Source organism: Pseudogemmobacter sonorensis (assembly GCF_042762395.1).
GTDB classification, from domain to species: domain Bacteria; phylum Pseudomonadota; class Alphaproteobacteria; order Rhodobacterales; family Rhodobacteraceae; genus Pseudogemmobacter; species Pseudogemmobacter sonorensis.
Genome location: NZ_JBEFZE010000008.1, coordinates 63,290 through 79,519, shown reverse-complemented (window position 1 = coordinate 79,519; position 16,230 = coordinate 63,290). Strand labels below are relative to the sequence as shown.

General features: G+C 71.7%; 16 protein-coding genes. 7 read left to right on the top strand and 9 right to left on the bottom strand.

Features of this window, described 5'->3' with window-relative positions; all coding sequences use genetic code 11:
* Nucleotides 1-472 precede the first annotated feature (472 nt).
* Both ABNX41_RS08550 and ABNX41_RS08545 read left to right on the top strand, forming a co-directional pair.
* Nucleotides 473-646 (top strand): DUF1328 domain-containing protein, encoded by a 174-nt coding sequence (locus ABNX41_RS08550; RefSeq protein ID WP_438669298.1) that lies wholly within the window; start codon nucleotides 473-475, stop codon nucleotides 644-646.
* Between the two features lie 331 nt (nucleotides 647-977).
* Nucleotides 978-1,763, top strand: a complete 786-nt coding sequence (locus tag ABNX41_RS08545) for a lytic murein transglycosylase (RefSeq protein ID WP_438669364.1) — start codon at nucleotides 978-980, stop codon at nucleotides 1,761-1,763.
* 74 nt (nucleotides 1,764-1,837) lie between these two features.
* Here ABNX41_RS08545 and ABNX41_RS08540 read toward each other — a convergent pair whose 3' ends face one another.
* A complete protein-coding gene (locus ABNX41_RS08540; RefSeq protein ID WP_438669297.1) occupies nucleotides 1,838-2,818 on the bottom strand; it encodes an L-threonylcarbamoyladenylate synthase in 981 nt (326 codons plus the stop codon).
* A 219-nt stretch (nucleotides 2,819-3,037) separates the two neighbouring features.
* Between ABNX41_RS08540 and ABNX41_RS08535 the strand changes: the two genes are divergently transcribed.
* Nucleotides 3,038-4,738 (top strand): acyl-CoA dehydrogenase, encoded by a 1,701-nt coding sequence (locus ABNX41_RS08535; RefSeq protein ID WP_438669296.1) that lies wholly within the window; start codon nucleotides 3,038-3,040, stop codon nucleotides 4,736-4,738.
* Nucleotides 4,739-4,976: 238 nt separating this feature from the next.
* Here the strand turns inward: ABNX41_RS08535 and ABNX41_RS08530 are convergent, their stop codons facing one another.
* The gene (locus ABNX41_RS08530; RefSeq protein WP_438669295.1) at nucleotides 4,977-5,666 is read right to left on the bottom strand and encodes an HAD family hydrolase; all 690 of its coding nucleotides are present in this window, start codon (nucleotides 5,664-5,666) and stop codon (nucleotides 4,977-4,979) included.
* Nucleotides 5,667-5,757: 91 nt separating this feature from the next.
* Nucleotides 5,758-6,039, bottom strand: a complete 282-nt coding sequence (locus tag ABNX41_RS08525) for a DUF3572 domain-containing protein (RefSeq protein ID WP_438669294.1) — start codon at nucleotides 6,037-6,039, stop codon at nucleotides 5,758-5,760.
* A gap of 176 nt (nucleotides 6,040-6,215) precedes the next feature.
* On the opposite strand from ABNX41_RS08525, the gene ABNX41_RS08520 reads away from it, so the two are divergent.
* On the top strand, nucleotides 6,216-7,736 hold the full coding sequence (locus ABNX41_RS08520; protein WP_438669293.1) for a diguanylate cyclase: 1,521 nt from the start codon (nucleotides 6,216-6,218) through the stop codon (nucleotides 7,734-7,736).
* Between the two features lie 829 nt (nucleotides 7,737-8,565).
* Here the strand turns inward: ABNX41_RS08520 and ABNX41_RS08515 are convergent.
* The 3 genes from ABNX41_RS08515 to ABNX41_RS08505 form a co-directional block, all read right to left on the bottom strand.
* Nucleotides 8,566-9,144 carry a periplasmic heavy metal sensor gene (locus ABNX41_RS08515; protein ID WP_438669292.1) on the bottom strand — a complete coding sequence of 193 codons (579 nt, stop codon included), beginning with the start codon at nucleotides 9,142-9,144 and terminating at the stop codon, nucleotides 8,566-8,568.
* A gap of 7 nt (nucleotides 9,145-9,151) precedes the next feature.
* Complete coding sequence (locus ABNX41_RS08510) at nucleotides 9,152-9,832, bottom strand: hypothetical protein (RefSeq protein WP_438669291.1); 681 nt, start codon at nucleotides 9,830-9,832, stop codon at nucleotides 9,152-9,154.
* 162 nt (nucleotides 9,833-9,994) lie between these two features.
* On the bottom strand, nucleotides 9,995-10,591 hold the full coding sequence (locus tag ABNX41_RS08505) for an RNA polymerase sigma factor (RefSeq protein ID WP_438669290.1): 597 nt from the start codon (nucleotides 10,589-10,591) through the stop codon (nucleotides 9,995-9,997).
* 411 nt (nucleotides 10,592-11,002) lie between these two features.
* Between ABNX41_RS08505 and ABNX41_RS08500 the strand changes: the two genes are divergently transcribed.
* A complete protein-coding gene (locus ABNX41_RS08500) occupies nucleotides 11,003-11,416 on the top strand; it encodes a DUF983 domain-containing protein (RefSeq protein WP_438669289.1) in 414 nt (137 codons plus the stop codon).
* Nucleotides 11,394-12,020 carry an NUDIX hydrolase gene (locus ABNX41_RS08495; protein WP_438669288.1) on the top strand — a complete coding sequence of 209 codons (627 nt, stop codon included), beginning with the start codon at nucleotides 11,394-11,396 and terminating at the stop codon, nucleotides 12,018-12,020. The genes ABNX41_RS08500 and ABNX41_RS08495 overlap by 23 nt, the downstream gene beginning before the upstream one ends.
* 142 nt (nucleotides 12,021-12,162) lie before the next feature.
* Here ABNX41_RS08495 and ABNX41_RS08490 read toward each other — a convergent pair whose 3' ends face one another.
* The 3 genes from ABNX41_RS08490 to ABNX41_RS08480 form a co-directional block, all read right to left on the bottom strand.
* Nucleotides 12,163-12,657 carry a lipocalin/fatty acid-binding family protein gene (locus ABNX41_RS08490; RefSeq protein WP_438669287.1) on the bottom strand — a complete coding sequence of 165 codons (495 nt, stop codon included), beginning with the start codon at nucleotides 12,655-12,657 and terminating at the stop codon, nucleotides 12,163-12,165.
* A gap of 267 nt (nucleotides 12,658-12,924) precedes the next feature.
* Nucleotides 12,925-13,464 (bottom strand): hypothetical protein, encoded by a 540-nt coding sequence (locus ABNX41_RS08485; protein ID WP_438669286.1) that lies wholly within the window; start codon nucleotides 13,462-13,464, stop codon nucleotides 12,925-12,927.
* 340 nt (nucleotides 13,465-13,804) lie between these two features.
* The gene (locus ABNX41_RS08480) at nucleotides 13,805-14,845 is read right to left on the bottom strand and encodes an aldo/keto reductase (protein ID WP_438669285.1); all 1,041 of its coding nucleotides are present in this window, start codon (nucleotides 14,843-14,845) and stop codon (nucleotides 13,805-13,807) included.
* A 348-nt stretch (nucleotides 14,846-15,193) separates the two neighbouring features.
* Between ABNX41_RS08480 and ABNX41_RS08475 the strand changes: the two genes are divergently transcribed.
* Nucleotides 15,194-15,943, top strand: coding sequence for an SDR family NAD(P)-dependent oxidoreductase (locus ABNX41_RS08475; RefSeq protein ID WP_438669284.1), 750 nt, complete (start codon nucleotides 15,194-15,196; stop codon nucleotides 15,941-15,943).
* Nucleotides 15,944-16,230: the final 287 nt, after the last annotated feature.

Below are 16,230 nucleotides of genomic sequence, written 5' to 3'. Positions count from 1 at the left end.
CCGCGCCCGAGTGCAAGCGCCGCGCGCAAGGATCGGCGCGGGCAAGGCAGGATCGGGACGCGCGCAGGCCGCTCGCCGGGCCCAACGCGCGAGGCGCAGTCTGGTTCCCTGCACGCTTGCAGGCTTTGCGGGCGGCAGGCGGGCGAAGGCGGCAAGTCAAGGCGGCGCGCGGCAAGGATCGGACCCCGGAGCGGCAGACGGTGCCGCAAGCTCCACGCTTTGCAGGGCGGGCCATCCGATCCCCTGCAACCCGGATCGCCAGCCCGGGAAAATCGCAAGCGCGGGCGCCGGGGGCGGCAACCCGGCGGAATCCATCCCGAAAACGCGCCGCGCGAGACCCCCTCCCCGGTACCGCGGGGAACCGAATCCCGGGCCGATACGTTGCCCTGCCACAACGAAACCCGCGCCTTTCGTTGCCCCGCCCTCGGGCTGGAACACCGACATGGCGCATCCCGACAACAGGAGAATCGACATGCTTGGATGGGCTCTGACCTTTCTTGTGGTGGCGCTGATCGCTGCGGCGCTCGGCTTCGGCGGCATCGCCGGGACCTCGGCCGGTATCGCTCAGGTGCTGTTCTTCGTCTTCATCATCCTCTTCGTGGTCTCGATAGTGATGCGGGCGGTGCGGGGACGTCCGCCGCTTTGAACCGGGCGCCGCTTTGAGCCGGGCCCCGACGGGCCTGGACAGAATTGGCCGGGGGGGCGCCCCCCCGAGCCAGCCAAGAGTTCCGGGATCCGGGGGCGGCGCGGCCGGCCCCCGGACCTGCTATGGCGCCCACCTGCCCGGAATTTGCGGCACCGGCGGGGGCGGTCCGCTTGCCAATCCGCTTGATCGCCGCGCAACTGCCACTAGACTGCGGAAAATCCGTTCAAAAGGTGCCTGTCCCGTGACGATCAAACCCCGCCAGCCCGCCCGTTTCCAGCCAGCCCGCCGCTCCCTGCTCCCTGCCCGCCGCCCGTCGGCCCGCGCCGCCTGCCTGGCCGCCGCCTGCCTGGCCTTCCTCGGCGCGGCGCAACCCGCGCTGGCAGCCTTTTGCGCCGACACCGGCAGCCGGTACGAGGAATGGAAGCCCGTCTTCGCCGCCGAGGCCCGCGCGGCGGGCGTGGGCGAGAAGGGGATCTCGGCCCTGATGGGGTCGTCCTATTCCACCGCCACCATCTCGGCCGACCGCAACCAGAAAAGCTTCGGCTACACGCTTGAGAAATTCATGCAGGTGCGCGGCGCCGACGCCATCGTCTCGCAGGGGCGGACGCGCAAGTCGCGGAACGCCGATTTCTACGCCTCGCTGGAGCGCGCCTATGGCGTGCCCGCAGGCGTGCTGATCGCGATCCACGGCATGGAGACGGGATTCGGCGGTTTCATGGGCGATACCAATGTCGTCTCGGCCATCGCCACGCTGGCCTATGACTGCCGCCGCTCGGATTTCTTCACGCCGCATCTGATCGGCGCGCTGAAGCTGGTGGACCGGGGCTCGATCACCGCGCGCACGGTGGGGGCGCGGCATGGCGAGCTGGGCCACACGCAGTTCCTGCCCGGCAATGCGCTGACCTATGGCGTCGACGGCAATGGCGACGGCACGGTCGATCTGATGAACCTGACCGACGCCATGGCCTCGACCGCGAACTTCCTGCGCCAGAAGGGCTGGCAGCCCGGCCTCGGCTATCAGGAGGGCGAGCCGAATTTCGCCGTGATCCAGCAGTGGAACGCGGCCAAGGTCTATCAGCAATCCATAGCGATCATGGGCGCGCGGATCGACCGCTAGGGCGATCGCGGCGCCCGGCCCGTTTCGGACCGGAAGCGGTCGCGAGGATCAGGGCCGGGGATCAGGGCCCGGGATCAGGGTCGGGGCGCGGCGGCGCGGCGCAGCCGGTCGTTGATCGCCCGGCCCAGCCCCGCTTCGGGGATCGGCGCGAAGGCGATGGCGCCCTGCGGCCCGGCCAGGTGATCGGCCTCGCGCAGGATATGGAAAAGCTGCGCCGCCGCCTCGACCAGATCGCCGGTCGCCGAAAGCGTCAGGTCGCCCTTCACCGGGCCGAAGCCGACCAGGATCTCGCCCGTGCCCGCCGCCCGCGCCTCAAGCCGCACCGGCGCCGCCGGGGCGTAATGCGAGGCAAGCTGCCCGGGCGCGTTCGGCCTCGGGCCTGTCTCCGTCTCCGTCTCGGGCCCGGCGGGGCCGATGGCGAGGGGGCGGCCAAGCGCGGCCTCCAGCGCCTCCAGCGCCACGCCGCCGGGGCGCAGAAGGCGGGGGCCACCATCCGGGTCGAAGCCCAGGATCGTCGATTCCACCCCCACCGCGCAGGGCCCGCCATCCACCACCGCCTCGATCCGCCCCGAAAGCCCCGCCATCACATGCGCCGCCCGCGTGGGCGAGACCCGGCCCGAGGGATTGGCCGAGGGCGCGGCCAGGGGCCCGCCGAAGGCGCGCAGCAGCGCGCGGGCGACCGGATGGGCAGGGACCCGCAGCGCGACCGTCGGCAGGCCCGCCGTCACCAGCGCCGAAAGCCCCGTCCCCTCGCGCAAGGGCAGGACCAGCGTCAACGGCCCGGGCCAGAATTCCGCCGCCAGCGTGCGCGCGCGGTCGTCGAACAGCGCCAGTTCCTCGGCCTTGGCCAGATCGGGCAGATGGGCGATCAGCGGATTGAATCGCGGGCGGCCCTTGGCGTCGAAGATCCGCGCCACCGCCCGGTCGTCGCGCGCATCGCCGCCAAGGCCGTAGACCGTCTCGGTCGGGAAGGCGACCAGCCCGCCCTGCCGCAGCAGCCGTGCGGCGCCTGCGATGCCTGCATCATCGGCCTGAAGGATCCGGGTTTCTTCCATCTGACGTAGCGTCCACCTTGCAGCCTGGTCCGTCTTGACTAGCTTCGGCCCGCATAGAGGAGCCGGAACGGCCAGGCAAGATCCGCGCGAGACCCGCCGTCCCCGGCCCGACGCGCAGATGCCGAACCGACCCGCCACCCGAAGACGCCGCCCGGAAGACCGCCCGGGACGAAGACCGCCCGAGACATTGCCCAAGACCTTGCCGGAGAGACCCCAGCGATGACCGCCCGCGCCCCCGCGACCGATCAGAAATTCATCCTCGACCATGTGGTGGGCTTTGCCGAGATCGCCGCGACCGACCGCTTCGCCGAGGCGACGCCCGACACCGTCCAGGCCATCCTTGCCGAAGCCGCGCGGATGTCGGATGCCGAGGTGGCGCCCCTGAACCGCGCGGGCGACCTGACCCCGGCCCGGCTGGAGAACGGCGTGGTCCGGGCCTCGCCCGGCTACGACAGGGGCTACCGCGCCATCGCCGAGGGCGGCTGGATCGGCGTCTCGGCCAGCCCCGACCATGGCGGCATGGGCCTGCCGCATACGCTGGCGACCTGCGTGAACGAGATGCTGGCGGGCGCCTGCCTTGCGCTGCAGCTCAAGCCCCTGCTGAGCCAGGGCCAGATCGAGGCGCTGGAGCATCACGCCTCGGAAGAGCTGAAGGCGCTTTACCTGCCGAAGCTGATCTCGGGCGAATGGTCGGGCACCATGAACCTGACCGAGCCCCAGGCCGGATCGGACGTGGGCGCGCTGCGCGCGACCGCGGTGCCGAAGGGCGACGGAAGCTATGCGGTGACCGGCCAGAAGATCTTCATCACCTGGGGCGACAGCGACCTGGTGTCGAACGTCTGCCATCTGGTGCTGGCGCGGCTGCCCGAGGCGGCGGCGGGCACGCGGGGCATCTCGCTTTTCATGGTGCCGAAGTTCCTGCCCGACGAGAACGGCGCGCCGGGGGTGGCCAACAGCCTCAAGGTCGTCAGCCTGGAGCACAAGCTGGGCATCCACGGCTCGCCCACCTGCGTCATGCAGTTCGACGGCGCCACCGGCTGGCTGGTCGGAGCGCCGCACAAGGGGATGGCGGCGATGTTCACCATGATGAACAACGCCCGCCTGGGCGTCGGCATGCAGGGCGTGGGCGTGGCCGAGGCCGCGCTGCAACAGGCCACCGCCTTCGCGGTCGAGCGCGTGCAGGGCCCCACGGCCGAGGGCGTGCCCGGCATCATCGGCCATGCCGATGTGCGCCGCATGCTGGCCGAGGCGCGCGCCCAGGTCTTCGCCGCCCGCGCCATCGGCCTGGCCTGCGCCAAGGCGATCGACATGGCGACCGCGACCGCCGATCCGCATTGGCAGGCCCGCGCGGCGCTGCTGACCCCGATCGCCAAGGCCTATGGCACCGAGGTCGGGCTGACGGTGGCCGATATCGGCGTGCAGGTCCATGGCGGCATGGGGTTCATCGAGGAAACCGGCGCCGCGCAATATCTGCGCGACGTGAAGATCACCGCGATCTACGAGGGCACCAACGGCATCCAGGCGATGGATCTCGTGGGACGCAAGCTCTCGGACGCGGGCGAGGCCGCCTTCCGGCTGATCCATGAGGTCGAGACCACGGCGGCGGCGGCGCGCGCCGATCTGCCCGAACTCGCGACCGAGGTCTGGCAGGCCGCCGAGACCCTGCGCGAGACCACCGAGGCGCTGCTGGCGATGCCGCTGAACGACCGTTTCGCGGGCGCCCTGCCCTATCTGCGCGCCTTTGCGCTGGTGCTTGGCGGGCATGCCCATCTGAAGGCGGCGCTGGCCGATCCGGCGCGGCTGGCGCTGGCGCGGGTGATGATCCGGCGGCTGCTGCCGGGGCATGCGGCGCTGCTCGACCAGGCGCGCGAGGGCGCCGAGGGGCTTTACGCGCTGACGCCCGAGATGCTGGGCGGCTGAGGCGGGCGGAGATTGGCCCTCCGCGCGCTTCGCGGCTGACGCCTTTCTCGGGGCGCCTTTCTCCGGGACGGGCTCGGGGCCGGAGACCGCAGGCACCAGGACCCGGACCGCAGGGCCACGCACGCGCCGGGGCCCAGACTTGCAAGGGCATGGCCTCATCGGGGTCGGGCCCTGCCGGGGCGGGGCATCGGGGCCTCCGACAGCGATCCCGCCGCTCGCCCCCCTCGGCCGAGCCCTTTCAGCCCAGCCCGTCAAGCCAGCCGGGCAGCCCGCCGATATCGGCCAGAACCGCATCGGCATGGGGCGCAAGGTCCTCGTGCGTGGCGATCCCGGTCAGCACGGCCACGACCCGCATCCCCGCCGTGCGACCGGCGCGCAGGTCGTGCAGGCTGTCCCCCACCATCACCACCCGGCCGGGGTCCAGCCCCTCCTGCCGCGCGAAGGCCAGGCACATGCCGGGGCCGGGCTTGGCGCCATGGCCGCTGTCCTGGCCCGCGACGTAATCGACCAGATCCGTCAGCCCATGCGCGGCCAGATGCGCCCACGCCGGGGCCTCGGAATCATTGGTGGCGACGCCGAGCCTCAGCCCGCGCGCGCGCAGCGCCCCGAACAGCGGCACCAGCGGCACCGCCTCGGTCATCCGCGTATCCGCCGCCGCCCGGTCGATGGCCGCGATCAGCCCCCCCGGGGTTTCGCCCGGCAGATGCGGCAAGAGCGCCTCGGCGATCTCGATCGCCGTCCCGGCGATCACCATGCTGTCGGGTGCGAAGCTCTCGGCCCGGGGCAGATAGCCGATGGCATCGGCGAGCGCCTGGAAATGTGCCTCGTCCCGCGCGATTCCGCCCAGGAAACCGCCCGCCCAGCGTCCCCAGCTCGACCGGAAGTCGAAAAGGGTGCCGTCCTTGTCGAAAAGGATCCCGCCGATCATCACGCCCCCGCCTTTGCCTCGTCGGACTTTGCCTGGTCCGGCGCCACTCTTGCCCGCCGACTCGGCCGAAGGCAACCGGCGGCGGGCAGGGTCAGGTCCAGTTCGGCACCTCGCCCCCCGGCAGCGCCGCGCGGGCGCGCCAGACCCCCTCGGGCGACAGCGCCGCATGGGCGGCAAAGGCCAGCACCAGGCCGTCGTCGGCCAGAAGGAAGTCCAGAACCGCCGCCAGCATCTCGGGTTCGGCGGCGTGTCGGGCCAGGTCTCGGGGGGCGATTCCGGTCTGAAGCACGAAGGCCTCGATCCGGTCCCGGTCTTCGGCCAGCCATTCCAGCCCCTGAAATGCGACAATTTGAGCGGTTTCTTGCGCGTTCACGAAAATCCCCCGGAATGATCAGGAAATATAGCACCAAAGGCCTTGGGTTCGGGTTTATCCTGAACCTCGACCCCGGGCGTGGAAAGGGAATATTAACCTTCCTCGTCGCAGATTGGGCCACAAGACCCTGTCCTCAACCCCGGCGCCGGATCCCGGCCGGTCGCGGATCGTTCAGAATGAACAGACGGATACTCATCATCGACGGAACGGCCGCCAACCGGATCGTCTACAAGGTGAAGCTCAGCGACGCCTGCTATCTGCCGGTCCTGGCCCCCGACGGCCAGAGCGGACTGCGCGCCGTCAGGGCCGAAAGGCCCGATATGGTGCTTTTGAACCTGTCGCTGCCGGATATCCCCGGCGAAGAGGTGATCGCCGCGCTGCGCGCCGATCCGCTGTCGCGGGGGGTGCCGGTGATCGCGCTGTGCCCGCCCGGGGCGGACGGGCCCGAGGGGGGCGCCCGCCGGATCGCCGCGCTGCGGGCGGGCGCCGACGACGCGCTGCCGCGCGACGTCTCGGACGCGCTGTTGCTGGCGCGAATCCGCAACCTCTCCCGCGGGCATGAGACCGAGCGGGTGGTCCGCACCGCCTGGGGCCGCGAGGCCCCCGCCCTTCTGGGCCTGGCCGAGCCCGCCGCCACCTTCGTCGCGCCCGGCGGCGGCACGGAGCCGGACGGAACCGGCGAAAGCGGGGCGGGCCAGATCGGGCTGCTCGCCTTCCGGGTCGAGACCGCCATGACCTGGAAACACCGGCTCAAGGGTCGGCTGCGCGACCGGCTGACCGTGCTGACCCGGGCGCAGGCGCTGACGCTCGCGCCCGGTCGCGGCATCATCCCCGAGGTCATGATGATCGAGGTGGGGGCGCGAGGCAGCGGGGTCGAGGCCTCTCCCGGCGGCGCGGCGGGGCGGGGGGCGGGCGGCGGAAGCGGGCTGCAACTGCTGTCGCAACTGGCCAGCAACCCCGGCACCCGCCACACCGCCTTCTGCATCGTCATGCCCGATGAGGATGACGCCCTGGCCGCCATGGCCTTCGATCTCGACGCGGGCGAGGTGGTCACCGCCGCCACCCCTCCGGCAGAGCTGGAACTGCGGCTGCGCGCGCTCCTGCGCCGCAAGCGGCATGAGGACCGGCTGAGGACGACGGTCGAGGACGGGCTGCGCGCGGCCATGGTCGATCCGCTGACCGGGCTCTACAACCGGCGCTACGCCATGCCCCGGCTGGCCGGGATCGCCGAACAGGCCTTGGACGAGGGCTCGGATTTCGCGGTGATGGTGGTCGATCTGGACCGTTTCAAGACGGTGAACGACCTGCACGGCCACAGCGCGGGCGACGCCGTCCTGGCCGAGGTGGCCCGCAGGCTTTCCGACAGCCTGCGGGGCAGCGACCTACTGGCCCGGCTGGGGGGCGAGGAGTTTCTGGTGGCGCTGCCGCAGACCGGCCCCGACGAGGCCCGCCAGGTGGCCGAACGCCTGCGCGGCGCCGTGGGCGACCGGCCGATCGACCTGCCCTCGGGCGCGCAATTGCGCGTGACCATCTCGATCGGCGTCAAGCTCTGCCGCTGGAGCAGCCCCGGCGGGGCGCCGCCCGTGGCACAGGGCGGGTGCAACATCTCGCATGTGATCGAAGAGGCAGACATGGCGCTGCTGTCGTCGAAAAGCTCGGGCCGCAACCTGGTGACCTTCAGCCTCACCGCCGCCTGAAGGGGGATGGCGCGGCGCGAGGCGGTCCGTGGGTAGGGCTCGGCCGGGTCAGATTCGGGCGGGCCAGATTCGGGCGGGCCAGGTTCTGGCATGGGCCGCTGCGTCGGCAGGGCGCGACCGGAAAGGAACCCCAAGGATCCCCGCTGCCGATCTGCGGCAAAGTCGCCAGCCCACCCGGCTTGGGGTCGGAAACCGGGCAGCCGCCCCCGAATGCAACTCCCGCCGATCTTCGGCGGGACCAGAAACGACCTCCATCATCCCCAAGGCCTGAAAATCCCCTGCCCCAACCCTGCCGTGGGCGCCACCGGGGACACCGACCTCCCGGCCTGTCCGCCTCCGCCAGAAGCCGCGCCGGAAGCGCCAGCCTCTCTGGACAATCCTCACCGTTTCACCATTGCAAGCAGGGACAATTGTCGCCTGCGAAAGCCTGGCTCCCGGTCGGACGCGTGCCCAAACGCATCCGCGCCCCACCCGCCCCGGCCTGCGCGCGGCCATCTGCGCCGGGCCCGCGTCTTGCCCCTTTCCTGGAAGCAAGCAAAGGTTGTTGAAGAGACGGACCGGGACGGAGGATTTCGGGCGCCAAAGGCCGAGCGGGCCACCCCTCAGGTCGCGGAAGGGCGGGTGCCGGGCCCGAGGCAGCCGCGACGCGAGACACGGCGAGAATGGGCGCAATCGCGCAGGACGCCGCATTGGGGATTGCGATATGAGGCCGCGCGCCCGGACGCGGCGCCAACGGCATGAGGTGTCGCGACGCTGGCGGCGCTATGCGGGACGGAACACGGCGGCAGCGAGGCCGCGCGCATCCGCCGACCCGGCGGTCCGGCCGCACTCAGCCCCCGGGGTCGGCCCCGGTCTTGCCGGATTTTCCGTCCGGCCCGGCCCCTTCCGCACCGCCCGGCCCCGATCCGCGCCTGGCGCCCCGGCCCAGAACCTCGGCCAGCCGGTCGGCGTAATCCGCCCGCCCCGCCGCATCCGTCCGCGCCAGATAGCCGCCGATCAGGGCGCTGCCGCTGGTCAGCCTTTCCGCATTGCGCAAGGCGATCTGCGCCAACGCCGCATCCAGCGCGGCGGGATCGAGGCTTTCGCTGCGCAGGATTGCAAGCAGCCGGTCGAAATCGGCCTTCAGGGCCTCGGTCCCCTTGGCAAGCTCGGGATGGTTGTCGATAAACCCCCGACGCAGCGCCTTGCGCTCCTCGACCGGAAGCGCGCGGGCCAGGGGACCAAGGCCGAAATCCTGCCCGCCGCCGCGGTCCTGCGGCCCGCCATGGCGCAAGGCGATGCCCGCCGTCAGCCCGACCACCGCCAGGTTGAGCGCAAGCGACACCGCCAGCACGATCCGCACCCAGCCTCGGGTGCGCGCGGCGGCGGGGACCGAAGGAGGGGAGACGGAAGAAGGGGTTTCGTTCATCTCGGGATCAGCCCTCGCTCAGAAAGATTTCGGCGGCGGGCAGGAGTTCAAGCCCGCCCTCCAGCCCCTCGCCCGACAGGTCGAGGAACTGCGCCGCGACGCCGGAGGGATCGGCATAGCCGATGAAGACGCCCAACAAAGCCACCGCGCCCAGCCCCGCCAGCACGCCCGATCCGCCGAAACCGGCGGTCAGCATGGCCCAGACCCCGCCCGCCGAAGCGGGACGTGCCGAAGGGGCGCGTGCCGAGACGGGAACCGGGACCGGCCGCACTGGCCCCCCGGCCCGCCCGGGCACCGGGCCCGGCGGCGGAGATGGCACCTCGGCGACCGGACGTCCCCGAAGTTGGCGCGGCAACCGCGCGCCCCACAACTCCGCGATGGCGGCCTTGCGCCCGGTGGCGGAAACCTCCGCCCCCGGCAAAGCCTCAGCCGCCGCCGCCCCGGCCCGGGGTTGCAGCGCCAGCGCATCGGCCATCACGCGCGAGAGCAAGCCGTCCGACAGCCCGCCCGCCCGGGACTGCGCCCGCGCCTCGGCGAAGAATCCGTCAAGATCGGCCTCGGCGTGGCAGGTCGGCGCCCTGCCGCCCGCCTCTCCAAACTCGCGCGCACCGCCAAAACCGACGGACCGCCCGGCCGGGCCAAGAGACGCGCGCTCGCGGTTCGTCCGCGCCCCCAGACCCGCCCCCATACCCGCCCCCGGAGCGCCTGCAAGGCCAGGCCCAATCCCCGGATCCGGCTCCCGCCCGGGATCTCGCGCCCCGGCGCCATGCTCTCCCGTGCCATGCTCCCCGGCCCAATGCCCTCCGGCCTCTCCGGCCCTGTGCCGCCCGTCGCGCCTCGTCATCTCCGCCTACCCCTCGTCATAGCCAAGGCCCGGCCGCTGGCCCGACAGCGCCGCCGCAAGCGCACGCTTGCCGCGCGCGGTCAGGCTTTCGACCGCCTCGACCCCCACACCCATCGCCTCCGCGATCTCGGGGTTCGACAACCCCTCGATATGGCGCAGCACCACCGCGAGACGCTGGCGCTCGGGCAAGGTGGCCAAAGCGCGGTCGAGCGCCGCCATCCTGTCGCGTTCGATCATCCGCGCCAGCGCGCCCGGGGCGCCGTCCTCGGGCTCGGGCGCCTCCTCCAGCGCCGAAATCCGCCGCCGCCCGCGCACGCGCAGCCGGTCGGTCGCCAGATTGGCCACCACCCGGTAAAGCCAGGTCGTCACCCGCGCCTCGCCCGCGCGCCAGCCAGGGGCGGCACGCCACAGCCGCAGCATCGCCTCCTGGGTCAGGTCCTCGGCCTCGGCGCGGTCGCCGCCCAGAAGCCGCAGCGACATCGCCATGACCCGGGGCGTCAGCCGCAGCACGAGCGCCCGGGCCGCCGCCGGATCTCCCGCGCCGTAGCGCGCGAGAAGCGCGTCGTCATCTTCGGTGCGTGACGTGTCGAGAGGCATCTGCATCGCCATGTTCATGCGCCGGAACCGGCGCAGGTGCAAAGGGTCACGGCGCCCGGCGGAACGGAAACGGCGCCAATGCGCCTGCCGCGCGGCCCCGGGGGGGGCGCAACGCGCGACCTCCGGGCGCGGAACAAGGGCGAATGCGAGGCTCGGATCCGGCATCGGGCATGGTCATCCTTTCGTTCCCCCCCGGCGGGGGGCGGCGCTGCGCTTTGTCGTTCAGCGGTTCCACGATCCCCGCCGGGGTTTCCGTCGCGCGCCATCGAATGCCGACCGGGCCCGCAAAAGCCCGGCGAGGAAAGGCCAACGCGCCCCGGTATTTCCCCGCAGCCCCGCTTCGCGGAGGCGCCGCCATGGCTTGACGGCGCCCGGCCACCGTCCGAGACTGGCGCGGCCATGACCCGGAACATCGAAATGCCCCTCTCCGCCCCCGCCTCCGATACCAAAGGTCCGCAGGACGATTCCCCGCGCGTGCCGAAACAGGCGATGCTGCGCGGCTGGCAGCGGCGCTGCCCGAACTGCGGCAAAGGCGCGATGATGCAGGGCTACCTCAAGGTGCGCGAAACCTGCCCGTCCTGCGGGACCAGGCTGGACCAGCACCGCGCCGACGACGGCCCGGCCTATCTGACCATCCTGATCGTGGGCCATGTGCTGGCGCCGGTCATGCTGTTTCTCTATGCCCATTGGGAGCCGGACCCGCTGCTGACCGCGCTGCTGCTGTCACTGGGCTGCGTGGCGATGTCGCTCTGGCTGCTGCCCCGGCTGAAAGGGGCGCTGGTCGGGCTGCAATGGGCCAAGAGGATGCATGGCTTTGCCAGATCCGACTGAACCGGATCCGGCCGGATCCTCCCCCGCCACCACGATCCGCGATGCCGCGACCCTGATCCTGATCCGCCGCGACGGCGGGCCCGCGCGGGTGCTGATGGGCCAGCGCGGCGCGGGCGCGGCCTTCATGCCGTCGAAATTCGTCTTCCCCGGCGGCGCCGTCGATCCGGGCGACGACCATCCGCCGCCGCTGCCGCTCTCAAAGGATTGCACGCGCAGGCTGGGCGGCGCCGCCCGCGCCGCCACGCTGATCGGCGCGGCGCGGCGCGAACTGGCCGAGGAAACCGGACTGCGCCTCGCCGCGCCCCGGCTGCGCTTCGTCTTCCGCGCGATCACCCCGCCCGGACGCAGCCGCCGCTACGACGCGCGCTTCCTGCTGGCCGAGGCCGAAGGGCTGGCGGGCGACCCCGAGGATTTCTCGCAGGCCTCGGACGAATTGTCGCATCTACGCTGGCTGCCGCTGGCCGAGGCGCGCACCCTCGACCTGCCCTTCGTGACCGAGATCGCCCTCTCCGAAGTCACCCACCTGCTGGCCGGGGGCGACCAGCCCGGCGTGCCGTTCTTCGACAATTCCGGCCCGACCCCGCGCTTCCGCCGCCTGACCTGACCCCCCCCCACCGCAACCCATCCACCAAGCCCCCCCTAACCCCATTCTTCTTTGCAAAAATATCCCGGGGGTGAAGGCGCCAAAGGCGCCGAGGGGGCAGCGCCCCCTCTTTCTCCCCGCCCCCTCCAACCGCCTCCCCCGCTCAGAACGGCCGCAGCCGCGCCTTCGAATAGCCGTTGAAAGCAAAGATCTCGGCCGCGGCGGCGCGACGGTCGGGGGGCAGGCTGCCGCGATCGAGGACGAAGCCGAACCGGCCCGAGGGCGTGGCGATGGCCAGGGTGCGATAGGATTCGTCGACCCAGATCACCCACCAATCCTCCATCCCCGGCACCGAGAGCCGCCCGGGACCGACGATCCCGACCGGGCCGGACAGGCTGACCTCGCGACCGTCGAGGCAAAGCCTCGCGCGCAGGAAAAGCCCTTCGGCGCCCTGGCGGAACTCGACCGCGCCGGGGGCGCAACCGGGGCGCTCTCCCGAGGCATAGGCCGCGGCCTGGCGCCAGTCGCCCTCGATCCGCGCGGGCAGGAAGGCCGCCGCCGACCAGATCGGCGCGGCCTCGGGGCGGAAGACCGCGACCGAGGCCCCCGGCGCGGCGGCGCAGGCCGCCAGCAGGCCGAGCGCCAGCCAGCACCCCAAATTCGAAGGCCACGACCTTCGATGCCCCCGCCGCGAAGGCCCCGGCCTCGGACGCGCAGAGGCGAAACGCATCGCCTTTGAACCTCCCGCTCCGAAGCGACCCATCCCGGGCAGGCCCGCCGCCGGTCCCGGCGGGAGCGCCGAACCCGCGGCGAAAAGGGTGGAGAGAACCCTGCGGCACGCCCGCGCCAAGCCGGATCCGCAATGCCGGATCATTCCGCTCGCCTCATTTCGGATCACTCCCCGGGCCTTATTCATTCGAAGCCTTCATTCCAGGCATTGCGTCATGCGCCGCCCCATGTCGTCGAGGATTTCATTACAGCCGAACAAGGGTTTCCAGGGCGCGCAACTGCCCGAGCGGGCGAGGCAGGCGCTTTCGCACTGGCTGGCGCGGGTGCAGGCCTTGCCATTGTCGCGGGTGGTGCTGACGCAGGCATATCCGGCCTGACCCGCGCGCGACCACTTGCCGCCAGCCTTCTCGCAGGCAAGCTGCGCCTGGGATTTTCGCGCCGCAGGTGGCGCGGCTTCTTCAGACGGGCCGAAAGCGGGCGGACCGGACTCCGGCCCGGCGACTTCCGACAGGGCGGTATCGGGTTCGGTCATATCGGACGGAGGAGAGGCGCCAGGGATGGCCTGAGCCGCCGCCCTTGCCGCCACCGGCGCGGCGGCGGCATCCTCCAGCGCGGTCACCTCGATCATAGGGCCCGTCACCGGATTGGGGCCCGTCGCCGCCGCGCCCCCGCCGCCCGAGGGCAAGGCCAACTCGCAGCCCGCCAGCATCAGCAGGGGCACCAACGTCAGACCCATCCGCCTCAGGGCCCCCCGCCTCAGGGCCCCCCGCCGCACGGCCGCCATGCGCAGCGACAGGACGGCGGCACCGGCACGAAGGCCGACACCCGCCATGCCGAGCGTTCCCGGATGAAAAACACCCCCTGCCATCACCTGCCTGCCGTCCCTGTCCGGCCTGCCACCACCTGCCTGCCGTCCCTGTCCGGCCTGCCATTCCTGCCTGCCATCGCGCCCGGCCCGCCGTTTCTTCTGTGGAAAGGATTAGGCCCGAAACCCTGATCTCCCGCAACCCCCGCCCCTCAAGACCGGGGGGCCGCAGCGGGAAGCGGGATCGGGGGCAGCAGGACCGGCGCCCGGCTCAGTAAGGCAGCGGATGGGCCCGATGCGCCGCCGCGATATCGGCCAGAACCTCGGGCGAGAGCACCAGATCGGCCGCGCCGATATCGGTCTCCAGTTGCGAAAGGCCGGTCGCCCCGATGATCGGCACCACCGAGAAAGGCCGCTGGCGGCAGAAGGCGATCGCCATCTGCGCCGGGTCGAGGCCGTGTTCGGAGGCGATCCCCAGATAGGCCGCCACCGCCGGGAACACCCGGGGCGTGATGCGCCCGCCCAGATCCGGCACCCTTTCGCGCCGGGTGCCGTCGGGGATGACTCCGCCCGCGTATTTGCCGGTCAGCAGCCCGGTCGCCAGCGGCGAATAGGCCAGAAGCGGGATCTCCTCGGCGATGCTCATCTCAGACCAGTCGGTGTCGAACTGGCGGCACAGCAGCGAATATTCGTTCTGCACCGTGGCCATGCGCGGCAGGCCCAGCACATCGGCCAGATGCAGCCAGCGCGCCGCGCCCCAGACGGTTTCGTTCGAAAGGCCGATGGCGCGGATCTTGCCCTCCTCGACCAGCGCGCGGGCGGTGGTCAGGATCTCGGTCATCTGGGCGGTCTCGGCCGCCTTGTCGACGGCGGTCGGCGCGTAATCCCAGTGCTGGCGGAAATGGTAGCTGCCACGGTTGGGCCAGTGGATCTGGTAGAGATCGACGTAATCCGTGCGCAGGCGCCGCAGCGAGGCTTCGAGCGCCGCGCGCAGGCCCTGGCCGGTGACCGGCTCGCCCGGGCGGATGATCTGACCCTTTCCGGCGATCTTGGTGGCGAGCACGAGGCGCGAGCGCCCGCCGCGCGCGGCGATCCAGTTGCCGATGATCGTCTCGGTATCGCCGACCGTCTCGGCCCGGACCGGGGCCACCGGATACATCTCGGCGGTGTCCCAGAAGGTTACCCCGCGATCAAGCGCGAGATCGGCCTGGGCATGGCCCTCGGCTTCGGTGTTCTGGCTGCCCCAGGTCATGGTGCCGAGACAGAGCGCAGAAACGGTCAGGCCGGTGCGCCCCAGCGGAATCATCTTCATGGCAATATCCCTTTTGCGCCAGAGACTAGGCGGACCGGGGCGGGGCACAAGCCCCGAAGACACACCATCGCGGGGACTCGGGCCGGAAACCGCGCCCCGGGCGCGAAGATCCTGCGCGCCCGGGGCGCGCAAGCCGCCATTGGCGCGGGCCCGGAGCAGGCCCGGCCCGGATCCGCCATGCGCCTGCCGCAAGGCCGCCATGCGCGGCGGCGGCATTGGTGCAGATCAATGCGCGCGGCGCGGATTCGTGGCAGGATCACGCCCGGGAACGCGCCCGGAATCGCGCCTGAAATCGCAGCCGAAATCTCATCCGGGGCGTCGACGGAATCGGGAACAGGAGGAAATGGCATGAACATCTCGTTCGAAGGCAAGGTCGCGCTGGTCACCGGCGCGGGATCGGGGATCGGCGAGGCCATCGCGCTGGATCTTGCGGGTGCAGGCGCGCAGGTGGTCGTGGCCGACCTGAAGGAAGAGGTGGCACAGGGCGTGGTCGAGCGGATCGCCGCCCGGGGCGGCAAGGCGGTGGCGGCGGGGGGCGACGTGTCGGATCCCGATGTGGTCGCGCGCCTGGTCGAGACGGCGGTCGCGCTTGGCGGGCTGCATCTGCTGGTCAACAACGCCGGGATCGGCGGGCCCTCGGCGCCGACGGGGGAATATCCGCTGGAGGGCTGGCAGCAGGTGATCGGGGTCAACCTGAACGCGGTCTTCTACGGGCTGCGCTTCGGGATCCCGGCGATGCTGGCCTCGGGCGGGGGCGCCATCGTCAACATGGCCTCGATCCTGGGCTCGGTCGGCTTTGCCGGATCGCCCGCCTATGTCGCGGCCAAACATGCGGTGGTCGGGCTGACCAAGAATGCGGCGCAGGAATATGCCACCCAGGGCATCCGGGTGAATGCGGTGGGACCGGCCTTCATCGACACGCCCCTGCTGTCGCATTTCGACGAGGCGACCCGCAACTGGCTGATCGCGAAACATCCCGCGGGGCGGCTGGGGCGGGCCGAGGAGGTCTCGGCCTTGACGCTGTTCCTGCTTTCGGACCGGGCGAGCTTCATCACCGGCAGCTATCATCTGGTGGATGGCGGCTACACCGCGCTTTGAGATCTGCGGGAAGGAAAAAAGGGGGGCGCTGCCCCCGCCCGTTCCGGGCTCCCCCGGGATATTTTTGCAAAGAAGAATGGAGGAAGGGCGGGGTGTTTCGGGTTGCGGTGTCTTGGGTCTCTGGCGGGGTGACGCGCCGGAGCTTGAGCCCTGAACCGGCGTGGGTGGGGCCGCCTGCGGGGCCATGACGGGGGAGGCGGCCGTGTCAGGGCGGGGCCATCAAGGGGGCGGGCATCAGGGGTCTGGCCCTTCCCTCCGGCGCGCGCTAAACCGCTTGGCGAACGGTC